The organism is Limnohabitans sp., assembly GCF_030158565.1.
In the GTDB taxonomy this organism is placed as follows: Bacteria; Pseudomonadota; Gammaproteobacteria; order Burkholderiales; family Burkholderiaceae_C; genus Limnohabitans_A.
Genome location: NZ_JAOASQ010000046.1, coordinates 1 through 12728 on the forward strand (window position 1 = coordinate 1; position 12728 = coordinate 12728).

Below are 12728 nucleotides of genomic sequence, written 5' to 3' on the forward strand. Positions count from 1 at the left end.
TCAAAGGGGTTCAAAGGGGTTCAAAGGGGTTCAAAGGGGTTCAAAGGGGTTCAAAGGGGTTCAAACATCAAAGCCCGGGTTCTCGCGGGCCAGTTTGCGCAGCAGCGAAGGCCACACAAAAGCGCCGCCCAAGCCACCGGTTTGCACGCGCATGGCGTGCGAGATACCGTCCAAAATTTGCGGGTTCACGGCTGTCAGGTCCTTCGGGCCCGATTGCCCGGCTAGGGCATCGACCTGGATGCGGCAGGTGTTCTCAAACGTGTACATCGACAAGAAGGCATCGGCGATCGATTTGCCCACGGTGAGCAGACCGTGGTTGCGCAGCATCAAATAATTGGCGTCTCCCAGATCGGCTTGCAGGCGGGTTTTCTCGTCGTCACGGATGGCCACGCCCTCGTAGCCGTGGTAGGCCAGCGAGGCCAGCACAAAGGTGCTTTGTTGGCTGATGGGCAGCACGCCATGCGCCTGTGCGCTCACGGCCACGCCCGCCCGGGTGTGGGTGTGCAAGACGCAAGCGGCGTCGTGCCGCACCTCGTGCACCGCGCTATGGATCACAAAGCCCGCCGGGTTGACCGGGAAGGGGCTGTCGTGCAGTTTGTTGCACTGCATGTCCACCTTGACCAGGCTCGACGCGGTGATCTCGTCGAACATGAGGCCATAGGGGTTGATCAAAAATTGTTCCTGTCCGCCGGTGACCGATTCGGGCAACTTGGCGCTGATGTGGGTGAAGACCAGATCGCTCCAGCCGTACAGCGCCACCAGCCGATAGCAAGCGGCCAGATCGACACGCAACTGCCACTCGTCGGGGTGAACGCTGTCTTTCAAAGAAGGGATCTCAAACGCCATGGCACAGCTCCTGCGGGGGTGAATCAGAACAAGGCGTTCAGCTTAACCACAAGCGTGTGCGCGGTCAGACCTCTTGGTGACTTGGCGCACCGTCAGTCGGGGCGGGTTTGCGCTTCCAGTTGCGTCAGGTAAATGCGCGCATATTGCCCGCCATCGTCGGTGGGGCCACACATCTCAAGAGACGCTTGCAGCTGGCCGCACACGGCGGGGCGGTCGGGCTGGCCAAAAATCTTGCAGCGCAGCTGCTCGTCCAGTTGCACGCAAGGCACGCCTGCGGGTTTACCGCCAGGCATGCCGGGGATGGCCGAGGAGATGGACGGCGCGATGCAGCAAGCCGCGCAGCCTGCGCGGCAAGACACGGCCTTCATGTCGAAGCCTTCATTTGGGCCACAAGACCCACAGCTGCAAAGGTTGCTTCATGCGCCCGGCCAGCTCGCCTGCGGCGGCGCCCGAGCCTGCGTAGTAGTCGGCCCGCACCGCACCCACGATGGCGGTGCCGGTGTCTTGCGCCAGCACCAGTTTGTCCAGCGATGTCACCGGCCCTTGCGAGCGCAGCCACACCGGCGTGCCATAGGGAATGCTGCTGCGGTCCACCGCGATGGAGCGGCCTGCGGTGAGCGGCACGCCTTGCGCGCCTTTGGGGCCGGGCGGTGTGATGCCCGGCGGCAAGGCTTCTTCCTTGAAGAACACCACGCGCGGGTTTTGCCACAGCAGCTCGTTCACGCGCGAGGGGTTGCGGGCGATCCAGTCCTTGATGCCGGGCCAGGACGCATCGCGGATCAGGCCTTGGTCGAGCAGCCATCGGCCAATGCTTTTGTAGGGTTGCTCGTTGGTGCCCGCATAGGCCATGCGCACCAGGCGCTGGCGGCCATCGGGCTCGGTCAGGTTGACCAGGCCCGAGCCCTGGATGTGCAGCACCATGGCATCGACCGGGTCGGCCAGGTAAACCAGCTCTTTGCCGCGCAGGGCGGCGCGGGCGGCGGATGTGGTCTCCATCTCCTGGCGGGTGTACCAGGGCTTGCGCTGGGCCAGGCTGGCAGGGGGCGCATACAAGGGCACGTTGTAGCCTGCGCGTGGTTGGCGCGAGGCGTTGAGCACCGGCTCGTAGTACGAGGTCAGCAGTCCTTCGCTGCGTTGGTCGAGCGACTCCACGCGGTAGGCTTGCAGCTTCTGGCGCAGCCATTGGCGCTGCGCAGCGGCCGAGGCGTTGGCCAGTTGGCTCACCTCGGGGCACAAGGTTTTCCAGGCGGGTGCGGGGCGCAGGCAGCTTTGTTGCCAGGCGGGCCAGGCTTCTTGAAGGTCGTCGTTGTCCAGCCCGGTGATGTGGGACCAGGGCACCGGCACCCAGCGGCTTTGGGCCTGCGTGATGACCGAGGGCATTGGGCCTGCTTGTGGGCCAGGTTTTGCCTCTGGCCAAGGGGTTTGCTGGCGCGGGCTCATGCTGCAGCCAGCCAGACTGCCTACAATCGCGGCCAATAACCATGCGGCCCGGGCCGATGGCCATCGCATCAAAAGGAACGTGTTCATGGGTTTGATTTTGCTGGAAGCTTTGCTGGCCTTGGTCGTCTTGGTTGTGATTGTCTGGTGGACGATGTTTGCCGGACGCTCCAAAGGGGAGTTGTCTGCGCGCCCAGACGATGCGGACCAAGACAAACCGTGACGGGCTGCAACAGGCGACATCAGTCGAGCAAGGTCTGACCGCCTTCAAACCGCTTGGCGTAGTAGCGGTTGCTCAGGTGGTCGATGCGCACGCCGGTGCGCTCGTTGCTGGCGTGCACAAAGCGGCCATCGCCCACATACACGCCCACGTGTGAATGCCGCGCGCCCAGGGTGTTGAAGAACACCAGATCGCCGGCTTGTAGAGAAGCGGTGTCCACAGGCCGTGACAAGCGACCCAGATCGGCCGATGTGCCGCGCAGCTTCATGCCCGCAGCCTCTTTGTAAACATGCGTGACCAAACCCGAGCAGTCAAAGCCCATGGCGGGCCCGCGCCCACCCCAGGCATAACGCGTGTCAAGCAAGGACATCGCGTACAAGGCCAGGTCGTTGCGCGTGGCGTTGTGCGGTGAGGGGTTTGTGCTGGACGCCGTGGGTGGCGTGGCGGGCTTGGCCTTGTAAGGCGCTGGGGCGCTGCATCCTGCCAGCAGCGCTGCCGCGAGACAAAGCCCAGTTGTCGTCCACCAGGCTTGGCGGGTCGGGTGTGCGCGGGCCATGCTCATGACAGTGTGCGCAGCAAATTGGCCAGCTCGACCGCCGACTTGACCTGCATTTTGTCGAACACACGGGCCCGGTGGACCTCCACTGTGCGCACGCTGATGTCGAGCTGGTCGGCGATGAGTTTGTTGGGCAGGCCTTCGACCACCAGGCGCATGACGTCGCGTTCGCGCTCGGTCAATTCGCCCAATTGCGATTGCAGCAGTCCCGCTTGGCGACGGGCCGCCAGCCGTTCGTGAGACAGGTGCAAGGCTTGCTCAATGCGATCAACCAGCGCGTTGTCGGAAAAGGGCTTCTCGCAAAAATCGAAAGCCCCGCGCTTGACGCTGTCCACCGCGGTGGGCACGTCAGCGTGGCCGGTCAAAAAAATCACGGGCCAAGTCTGCGCAAGGCCATTGGCCAGCAACTGCTCAAACAAAGCCAGTCCGCTCATGCCGGGCATGCGCACGTCCAGCAAAATGCAACCGGCCTGTTTGACGGGGGATGCCCCGTTGTCCGTGGTTTTCTCCAGCATGGCCAAAAAGGCCTCGGCACTGTCAAAAGGCTCGCTCAGCAAGCGCCGTGTGCGCAGCAGCCAGGCCATGCCTTCGCGCACGCTGATGTCGTCGTCCACGATGTAAACCGTGCTGTCTTGGTGAGAATGCATGGCCGGATTTTAGGCTTTGGGCGGTGTGGTGCTGGCCTGCTCAACGAGTGCCGCAGGCAAAGTGAAGCGAAACACGGTGCCCTTGGTCGTCTGCGCCTCGAACTCCAGATGCCCACCGTGTTGTTCAACCACGGTACGGCAAAGGCTCAGGCCCAGGCCCATGCCCTCGGCTTTGGTTGTGAAAAAGGGTGTGAAAAGTTGCTCGGCCACTTCGGGTGCAATGCCCGTGCCCACATCGGTGACAGCGAATTCCACCCAACTTTGTTCGGCATTGGATGCTCCTCGCCGGGCTTGCAAGAGCAACACGCGCTCTGTGCATTCGGGCCGGTCCATGGCCTGCATGCCGTTGCGCGCCAGGTTCAGCAGCACTTGCTCAACCATGGTGCGGTCACACCACACGGCAGGCAGGCGCGGCTCAATGCGGGTCACCACGTTCACCTGCAGTTTGCGGGCCTGCAGATTGACCAAAGGCAAGATGGCATCCATCAGCGCATGGGGTGTCACGGCTTCGCGGGCCTGGTCGCGCCGCCGCACAAAGTCGTGTACGCTGTTGATCACGCGGCCCGCGCGGCCGGCCTGTTCGGCAATGCGGCGCAGCGCCATGTGCACATCGTCTTGCGATTGCGCCAAGGCATCCGGGTCTTTGAGCAAATTGAGCGATCCGTTGGCATAACTGGCAATGGCGGCCAGTGGCTGGTTCAGTTCATGGCTGAGCAGCGAAGCCATCTCGCCCACCGTGGCCAGACGGGCGGTGGCCTGCAAACGCTCCTGGCTGGCGCGTGAGACTTCTTCAATGCGGCGCTGCTCGCTGATGTCGATGACGGCCCCCATCCAGCCGCTTTGCTGGCCTTGGGTGTTGATCAGCGGTGCTTCGATGATCAGCACTGGAAAGCGCGTGCCATCTTGGCGCATGAACACCGATTCGAAACCTTCGCGCGGCGGGGCATTGCCCGCCAGTCGGATCGCTTGGCGTTGTTTGTATTCGTCCACCATTTCGGGTGGCCAGTAAGGCATGGGGGCGTTGTGTCCAATGAGCGCACTGGCCGGTAGGCCCACCATGTCGCAAAAAGCCGGGTTGACGTAGGTGATGAGGCCCTCCAAATCCCGCGCGCGCAAGCCGGTGACCAAGGAGTCTTCCATGGCTTTGCGAAAAGCCAGCGCATCGGCCAGGGCGTGTTCGGCTTTGAGGCGTCTGCGCGAGTCCTTGACCAAAAGCACCATCACCGTGATCAGTGCAATCGACATGGCGGTGACCAAGGCGGTCAGCACGTTGGGGAACAAATCGGGTTCGCCCCTGCGGCTGTCCATGCGCAGCACCAGGGTGTTGCCTGGCAAGTCCACCAATTGCTGCGCTGTGAACAGCCGCAGGCCGCGTCGCTGGGTGCCGGCAATGGCCAGGCGTGTGCCGTCGGCTTCGGTGAAAGACACTTCGTTGCGTCGGCCCAGTGTGTTGCCCAAACGCTCGGCCAGCATGGCTTGCAGACCATAGGTCACGATGGTGTAACCCACCAGCTCGCCTGCCAGTGTTTGCGGCAGGCACAGCTCCATGACCTCCATGCCCAAGCCGTCGGTTTGGGGCACATAGTAGCTGGTGGAATAGGCGGGACCGTTGAGCCGCCGTGCCCGCTGGCATGCCTGAATGGCTTCTGCGAACGTGTCGATTCGCGGCGCGCGTTCAAAGACCGGTGCGCGCAGGGGGGACTCCACAAATGCCAGGCTATTGAGCCGCGCATCGCGCCACTCCAGGCGCACCCAGTCGCGGTTGTCGCGCAATAAAGTGAGGGCCTCTGCGGACCAACTTTTGAGCGTGGTGTGCTGTGCCTGCAGTGCTTGCAAGGTCTGCACATCCAGAGACAGGCCGCTGCGGATGTCGTTGACCGCGTCGGTGGTGTCGCGCTCCAGTTCGGCTTGCAGTTGGCTGATTTCGTAGCGTCCAGCAAGCCACACCAGCGTGACCAGAACAGCCACCACCAGTGCCATGAGGGCGGCCCACAAGGAACGCCGTCCGGAGACCTTGAACAGCCCCGCGTTTTGCGCCAAGCGCCACGCACGCAGGTTTGGCAAGAGGGTTTGAAAAATCTGCAAAGATCGCAGCGATTTCATCGTCTGTTTACTTTGTTGTCGCATCGGTTTTGTCTGCATCGCGCGACACGCGTTTGACGCGTGGCGCAGCCCAGTTGCCATCGATCAGGAACTCCTGTGTCGAAGCACGGCTCAAAGGTGATTGCAAGTAAAGCTGTGCCAAAAAGGTGGTCAGGCCAACCAGCGGATTGACAGCGATGCCGGCCACCAAAGACGCTGTGCCGGTGTCCACCTCGGGCAAAATCACCACGCGCAATTGCTGTGTTTCCTTGGAAAGGTCTGCCCAGCCATCCAGTTGCACCACAGCATTGATGCCCTTGATTTGCAAGTTGCGCGTGGTGGCAATGCCATGGTCGATGCTGACATGTCCTGTCACAGAATCGAAGGCAAAACCTTCGTAGAACACGTCACGAAAATCCAGCAAAAAGCGGCGCGGCAAGGCTTGCAAGCTGAGCACGCCCAGCAGTTTGGCAGCACCTGCGTCGGCTTTGAGGAATTGACCGCGGCCCATCTTCACGTCGAACTGGCCGCTCATGCTGGGGTGGTGCAGTGTCAGCGGCGAACCGTTCCAACTGATGTGGCCTTCGAGATCGCCACTGCCGTCGCGCAGGGCGCCAGGGGTGCCCAAGCGTGTCAGCAAGTCCCCAGCATCGTTGACGGTCAAGCGAAAATTCATTTCGGTTTTGCGCAAGTTGCTGCCTTCGCTGGCCGTCAGCCACCGGCCGGTGCTTCGCAGTGTGGCCTCCGGCAAGATGATGTTGAATTTGTTGAGCCGCCATTCGCCGGCGGGTTTGCCTCTCGGTATGGCCAGTGCACTGTTGAGTGCTTCGATTTCGATGCGTCCCAGTTTCAGGCCACGCAGTTCCAGTTGCTCGATCACGATGTCCAGCGCGGGCAGCTGGGTTGGTGGTGCATCCAACAGGCTTTCGACATCGGCTGCGCTGGATGGGGGCAGGTTCAGGCGTGCGAGGCGGGCATACAAATGGCCTGGCTGGCCACCGGTGGATTGGCGAAACTCGAGGTGCCCACTCAATTCGCGGGCATCCACGTTGGCGCGCCATGTCAAGCCATCGCGCGAACCACCGGCGACCACCTCGTGAAGGGTTCGGCCTTCAGCGGTGATGGTGTTGGCTTGCAAACCAATGCGAGTTGGCAAGTAGCTTTGCATGGCGCTGTTGTCCTTGCCAGACGCCTCTGCATTCTGGCTGGCGGGCCACAAGGCCTGCCACTCGCCGACAGAGAATTGGTCGATCGTGATGGTGGCGGCAACACCGGCTTCGGGCATGGGCGGCAAGGCGCCGTTGGCTTTGCCCAAACTCATGCTGCCGCGCAAGACGCGAGGCGTTTGACCGGACAGGTCGCGCACATACTGAACCGAGGCCACGCGGCCCAAATCAATTTGCAGGCGGTCTTGCAAATGGCTGCCGGTGTTTTGGACGCGGCTGCGTATGCTCAGCGGCATGGTCGATGCCGCTGACTTGTTCAGTGGCGCGGGCAACTTCAGTCCCAGGCCTTCCAGTTGACTTTGAATGAACAGCTCGGGTTGGCCCTGACGCCACCCCAGATTGGCGGTGTAAGGCGTGCTGCCACTGAGGTGTTTGGCCAAGTCATCAAGGGGTTGGAATTCGCGGGCTTGACGCAAGCCTTCGGCGCTGATTTCGCCTTGTGCACGCAGCTGCAATGTGGGTTCGCTGCTGTTGCTGGTGGGCCGCAAACCGCCTTCTATCCGGATCGGGCCGCCCAGAAAACGTGCTTGAACGGCATTCAGGCTAAAACCAGATTCTGAAAATTGAATGGTCCCTTGGGCTTTTTCAAAAACCGGTAACACCGTGCTGGCCCGCAAATCGTTGCTGTTCAAGGCAAGGGCGCCTTGCACTTTGGTGTTGTGCGTCGCCAGCAAGGGGATGCTCAGTTTGAGACGGGTCTGTACGGCGCCCGTGGCTTGCATGTCATGCAAGGCCGAGCCCAGGAGCTTGTCCAGGGCTGACTTTTGAATCAGGCCGAGCACTTGCGCGGCAGGGCCTTTTTGTTCTGCAGAGACTTCCAGTGTGGCTTGCTCGGCCATGTTGGCAATTTGGGCCTGGATCCTGCTCAAAGGCATGCCCGTTTTTGCCTCGCCAGCGCGGGCCGAGGCATCGCTGAGTTTCATGCCCAATCGGTCAAACACCAGTTGCCCCGAGAGTTCGTGCAGACGTGGCCAGGGCAGGCTGTTGCTGGGCATCAAAGATGCGGGCACATAGTCCAGTTCCACACCGTTCAGACGTCCGGCGAATCGGAATTCACCTTCTTTGGGGTTGGCAAAGGGCAAACGATCGAGGTCGCCTTTGATGTTGACTTGGACCCCGCTGTAGCTGCCCTTGATCACGGCATCGCGCACATACTGGCGCACCGATGCGGGCAAAGACATGGGCAGGTAACGGTGCACACGCGCTGCATTGGCCTGGCTGACCTGGCCTTGCAACTCGATCATGCCCAAGCCTTTCGCACGGCCATGCCATTGACCTTGCCATTGGCCATTCAGATCGGCGTTGTTCAGTTGCACAGACCATTGCGGCACGTCCCACAGGCCATCCTTGTGTTGCCAACGTGCCTGGGCATGCAGACTGTTGATGGGCACGACGGGCTCTTCCAGAATGCCTGGCAACATGAGGGCAGCGCCTGCGCCCATGTCAAGCTGCATTTGACCGCCGGCCTGTGTCATTTTGACTTGGACCTGAGCCCCTTGCACCCCTGGCCAACTTGGCGAGTGCTCCTGTGTTGCGCTGGGTGCGCGTGCTGGCAGGTTCAAATTTCTAACGTTCGCTTGGGCTTCATAGCTTTGCGGATTTTCCCAGTCACCCACCCACGCCAATTGCAGTGCGTCCACTTGGCCCATCACGTCGGCTGTTTGCAGTTGTTGGTGCAATGCATCGGGCAGCGGCAAGCGCAAAGACAGATCGCGCAGCGCTTGCAAATCGAGGTGGTCGCCCTGGATGCGGCCTTGAGCGGGTTTTCGTGCCTGAAGTTGTTCGTGGGTGTAGGTCAACTTCAGGTTGCCACCAGGCCAATGCAAACCTTCGGCGCTGACAAAAGACAAGTTCTGCAAAGCGAGTGAAAATTTCTGTGGGAGCCGCTGCACAGAGACGCGCCCTGAGACGTGTTCAAAAGCCAAGGGCGCGCGTTGTGGGTCCAGTCGGATGTTCAGATCGGTCAGGTCGCTGTCGGCCGCGCCTCCGGTCCATTGCCCTTTTTCAAAATCGCTCCAAAGTCGCAAGGCGCCTTGGCCGGACTGGATGTCTGCGCCCAGATGCACTTGCTTGCGCAGTTGTGCCACGTCGACTTTGGGGAAATAGGCGTAGGCCTGCCCTGACCAGTCTGAGAACTGCGCCGCGTGTGTGGACAGCAAGCCGCGCTTGAAGCGCCCCACCGTCACGAAACGTGCGCCCCATTCTTCGGGGGGGGTTGCGTCCAGCCGCATGTCGTGAAAACGGGTCGAATTGCGCAGGACCAGATCGACCTCACGCAACGCCAGCGTTTCGGTGGCCGCCGCCGGTTTGTCCGATGGCCGTGTCTTGCCCTTGGGGGGCAGTTGTGCACGCTCGTTGGTCCAGCGGACGGTGCCAGCACGCACGAGCACTTCGTTTTGAGAGAACAGCCAATCGGCTGCGGCGCTGTTGCCTTGCGGGTTGGGGGGTAAATCCAGACCCGCGATCAACCAATGGCCGTCAGCGGTCCACCGGATGTCCAGCTCGGGCGCGTCCAGCACCAGCTGTTCAAGGCGAAGGCGCAAGACCGACCGAACGCTGATGGCCAGCACCACGCGCGGCAAGATCAGCCCGGGGCGACCTTGGGCGTCGAGCAATTCAATTTGGCGCAGCTCAAAAGAGGGTGCCCAACCTGTCGATTGCGCAGACACGGCGCCAATGCGCACCGGCACCCCCATGGTTTGCTGGGCCAAGCGCTCCAGTGCGGGGCGGTAATCGGCGATTCGCGGCACAATCCATAAATGCAGGACGCCCCAAGCCAGCCCCAGCAACAAACCCAGCACCAGCAGCACCCAGCTCAGGGCGTGGATGCCGTGGTTCAGCCACCGAGTCAGGCGGGGAAAATGGGGGATGGACAGCACAAACGTTTGAATCAGAAAGTTGGCAGGAATTATGACCCGCAGTGTGCCTTTGGATGTCGTTCAGCCCACGAATGAGCAGGTTTCGGCAAATTTGGCTGCGTATTCACGTTTTGTGCAGCGTTTGCAGCGCCGTTATGCCGACTGGCTGCCCCTCTTGCCGCCAGGCGAGCCGACCCGAAACAGCCTGAGCGAGGCCTTTGAGGCCCTTCAGGGCAAAGGGCTGGACACGGGCTCAGCCTTGCGGGTGTTGCGCCAATTGACCATGGAGCGCCTGGTTCAGCTCGACTGCACCCAGCAGGCGCCGCTGCAGGCCATCACCCACGGCATGACCTGGCTGGCCGAAGTCACGCTCGACATCGCTTGCCGGCAGGCGCTGGCCGATCTGGACAACATCCATGGCGCGCCCATGACAGCCAACGGCCAGCGTGCCGAGCTGTGGATCGTGGGCATGGGCAAGCTCGGTGCGCGCGAGCTCAATGTCTCCAGCGACATTGACCTGATTTATGTGTACGACGAAGACGGCGAGACGGCGGGCAATGCCGAGGGCCGCAACAAAATTTCAACGCAGGAATATTTCAGCCGTGCCGTCAAACGCATGTATGCGCTGATTGGCGACACCACCGAACATGGCTTTGTGTTCCGGGTGGACCTGGCGCTGCGCCCCAACGGCAACTCAGGCCCCAGCGTCGTGTCTTTGGGTGCACTGGAAGAATATTTGCTGGTGCAAGGCCGCGAGTGGGAGCGCTTTGCCTGGATGAAAAGCCGTGTGGTGGCGCCCCGCAGTGCGGTGGTCAGCGGCTCTGCCCAAAATTTGCGCAGCGTGGTGCTGCCTTTTGTGTTTCGCCGGTATCTGGACTACAACGTGTTCGAGTCGCTGCGCACGCTGCACCAGCAAATCCGCGACCACGCGGCCAAGCGCAGCGCGGGCCACCCCGAGCGCGCCAACGATGTGAAGCTCTCGCGTGGCGGCATCCGCGAGATCGAGTTCACCGTGCAACTCTTGCAGGTGGTGCGCGGCGGGCAGTTTCCGGAGCTGCGCACGCGCCCCACGCTGGACGCCTTGCAACGTGTGGCCAAAGCGGGCCTCATGCCGCAGGCCACGGCCGACGCGCTGAGCGCGGCCTATGTGTTTTTGCGTCAGGTGGAGCACCGCATCCAGTACCTGGACGACCATCAAACCCATGTCTTGCCCACACGCGACGATGACCTGGCCTGGATCGCCCAGACCATGGGGCATGCGGACACCTGCAGCTTTTTGACCGCCCTGGATGCGCACCGCGAAGTGGTGGCGCAGGAGTTCGACATCCTGTTGGGCGGTGACCGTGAGTGCAAAGGTTGCAACGGCAAAAACGGCCAGCGCAGCCCTGCCGAGTTGGATGGCATCGCGGGCGTGTTCAGTGGCCGCATTGGTGAGCGCCTGGCCCAATGGCCGGGCAATCCGCGCGTGCAAGCTTTGCGTGACGATGCCCGCGGACGCCTCATGCGCTTGCTGCAACGCACGGCCCAGTGGCTGCAAGAAGGCCGTGTCAGCGAAGAAGCCGTGCTCCGCATGGTTGACTGGATCGAGCCCTTGCTGCGCCGCGAAAGTTATTTGGCGCTCATGCTGGAGCGCCCTTCGGTGCACGAACGTCTGCTGCGCCTGCTGGGTGCGGCCAAATGGCCTGCCCGCTACTTGCTGCAACACCCCGGCGTGATCGACGAGCTGGCGGGTGGGAACCTGTTTGACAGCCGCTTTGATGCGGCAGAGTTTGAAGCCGAACTGCAGTCGCGTCTTGTGGCCCTGCAGCGTACAGGCGAAGACGACGAAGAAAGCCTGCTCAACCTGCTGCGCCGCGCCCACCATGCCGAGCAGTTCCGCACCCTGGCGCGCGATGTGGAAGGCGTGCTCACCGTGGAACAAGTGGCCGACGACCTGAGCGCCCTGGCCGATGCGGTGCTGCGCGTGACGGCGCGTTGGTGCTGGAGTCGCCTCAAGCAAAAACACCGTGACGAACCCGCCATCGCCATCATCGCGTATGGCAAGTTGGGGGGCAAAGAGCTGGGTTATGGCAGCGACCTGGACATCGTGTTTGTGTACGACGACGAAGACGAACGCGCCCAGGAAATCTATGCCGCCTTTGTGCGCAAGCTGATCAACTGGATGACCGTCAAAACCGGTGATGGCGATCTGTACGAAATCGACACCGCCTTGCGCCCCAACGGCAACGCAGGCCTTTTGGTCACGCGCTTTGAGGCCTATGCCGACTACCAGGCCCAGCGCGGCAGCAATGCCGCCTGGACTTGGGAGCACCAGGCCATGACGCGGGCCCGTTTCGTCATGGGCCTGCCCTCTTTGGCGCCGCGCTTTGACGCGGTGCGCCACGCCGTCATCAGCGCCCCGCGCGATGCGGCCAGCCTCAAGGCCGAAATCGTGGCCATGCGCGAACGCGTGCGCCAAGGTCATCCGGTCAAGGCGGACCGTTTTGATGTCAAGCACAGCCCCGGCGGCATGGTCGACGCCGAGTTTGCCGTGCAATACCTGGTGCTGCTGCACACCGCCCAACACCCTGAGCTGGCCGACAACGTGGGCAACATCGCTTTGCTGCAACGCGCAGAAAAAGTCGGCTTGTTGCCTGCGGGTGTGGGTGAAGCGTCGGCCAATGCTTACCGCGAGATGCGCCGAGTGCAGCACCGGGCGCGCTTGAATGAAGAGCCCACCGATGTGGTGCCCGCCACACTGGCCGCGCAGCGCGATGCGGTGTTGGCCTTGTGGTCAGTGGCCATGATTGAATAACCGGCTCAAATTTCTAATTGACGATAAAAGCACTTTATAGTTATTTTTTAAAGTAAATTTTT

Annotated in this window: 9 protein-coding genes; 2 read left to right on the forward strand and 7 right to left on the reverse strand. The window is 61.9% G+C overall.

Going from position 1 to position 12728, the window contains the following annotated elements:
* Positions 1–60: 60 nt before the first annotated feature.
* The 3 genes from Q1W40_RS09825 to Q1W40_RS09835 form a co-directional block, all read right to left on the reverse strand.
* Positions 61–846 carry a class II aldolase/adducin family protein gene (locus Q1W40_RS09825; protein ID WP_300711387.1) on the reverse strand — a complete coding sequence of 262 codons (786 nt, stop codon included), beginning with the start codon at positions 844–846 and terminating at the stop codon, positions 61–63.
* Between the two features lie 92 nt (positions 847–938).
* On the reverse strand, positions 939–1214 hold the full coding sequence (locus Q1W40_RS09830) for a YkgJ family cysteine cluster protein (protein WP_300711389.1): 276 nt from the start codon (positions 1212–1214) through the stop codon (positions 939–941).
* Positions 1215–1224: 10 nt separating this feature from the next.
* A complete protein-coding gene (locus Q1W40_RS09835) occupies positions 1225–2373 on the reverse strand; it encodes an MltA domain-containing protein (RefSeq protein WP_300711390.1) in 1149 nt (382 codons plus the stop codon).
* Here Q1W40_RS09835 and Q1W40_RS09840 point away from each other — a divergent pair.
* Entirely contained in the window at positions 2372–2506 is a 135-nt protein-coding gene (locus tag Q1W40_RS09840; protein ID WP_255417087.1) for a hypothetical protein, read from the forward strand. The genes Q1W40_RS09835 and Q1W40_RS09840 overlap by 2 nt on opposite strands.
* Before the next feature lie 19 nt (positions 2507–2525).
* On the opposite strand, the gene Q1W40_RS09845 is transcribed toward Q1W40_RS09840, so the two are convergent.
* The 4 genes from Q1W40_RS09845 to Q1W40_RS09860 form a co-directional block, all read right to left on the reverse strand.
* Entirely contained in the window at positions 2526–3065 is a 540-nt protein-coding gene (locus tag Q1W40_RS09845; RefSeq protein WP_300711396.1) for a C40 family peptidase, read from the reverse strand.
* On the reverse strand, positions 3062–3706 hold the full coding sequence (locus Q1W40_RS09850; protein ID WP_300711398.1) for a response regulator: 645 nt from the start codon (positions 3704–3706) through the stop codon (positions 3062–3064). Before Q1W40_RS09850 ends, Q1W40_RS09845 begins: the two co-directional genes overlap by 4 nt.
* Before the next feature lie 9 nt (positions 3707–3715).
* On the reverse strand, positions 3716–5686 hold the full coding sequence (locus Q1W40_RS09855; RefSeq protein WP_300711642.1) for an ATP-binding protein: 1971 nt from the start codon (positions 5684–5686) through the stop codon (positions 3716–3718).
* Positions 5687–5816: 130 nt separating this feature from the next.
* Positions 5817–9893 (reverse strand): YhdP family protein, encoded by a 4077-nt coding sequence (locus Q1W40_RS09860; RefSeq protein WP_300711400.1) that lies wholly within the window; start codon positions 9891–9893, stop codon positions 5817–5819.
* Between the two features lie 31 nt (positions 9894–9924).
* Here Q1W40_RS09860 and glnE point away from each other — a divergent pair, with 31 nt between their 5' ends.
* Complete coding sequence (gene glnE / locus Q1W40_RS09865) at positions 9925–12666, forward strand: bifunctional [glutamate--ammonia ligase]-adenylyl-L-tyrosine phosphorylase/[glutamate--ammonia-ligase] adenylyltransferase (RefSeq protein ID WP_300711402.1); 2742 nt, start codon at positions 9925–9927, stop codon at positions 12664–12666.
* Positions 12667–12728: the final 62 nt, after the last annotated feature.

What these genes read in the sequence shown, in the direction of transcription:
- Q1W40_RS09835 (WP_300711390.1), bottom strand. Translation starts at nt 2,373, where the DNA reads ATGAACACGTTCCTTTTGATGCGATGGCCATCGGCCCGGGCCGCATGG.
- Q1W40_RS09840 (WP_255417087.1), top strand. Translation starts at nt 2,372, where the DNA reads ATGGGTTTGATTTTGCTGGAAGCTTTGCTGGCCTTGGTCGTCTTGGTT.
- Q1W40_RS09855 (WP_300711642.1), bottom strand. Translation starts at nt 5,686, where the DNA reads ATGGCACTGGTGGTGGCTGTTCTGGTCACGCTGGTGTGGCTTGCTGGA.
- Q1W40_RS09850 (WP_300711398.1), bottom strand. Translation starts at nt 3,706, where the DNA reads ATGCATTCTCACCAAGACAGCACGGTTTACATCGTGGACGACGACATC.
- Q1W40_RS09845 (WP_300711396.1), bottom strand. Translation starts at nt 3,065, where the DNA reads ATGAGCATGGCCCGCGCACACCCGACCCGCCAAGCCTGGTGGACGACA.
- Q1W40_RS09825 (WP_300711387.1), bottom strand. Translation starts at nt 846, where the DNA reads ATGGCGTTTGAGATCCCTTCTTTGAAAGACAGCGTTCACCCCGACGAG.
- Q1W40_RS09830 (WP_300711389.1), bottom strand. Translation starts at nt 1,214, where the DNA reads ATGAAGGCCGTGTCTTGCCGCGCAGGCTGCGCGGCTTGCTGCATCGCG.
- glnE (WP_300711402.1), top strand. Translation starts at nt 9,925, where the DNA reads ATGACCCGCAGTGTGCCTTTGGATGTCGTTCAGCCCACGAATGAGCAG.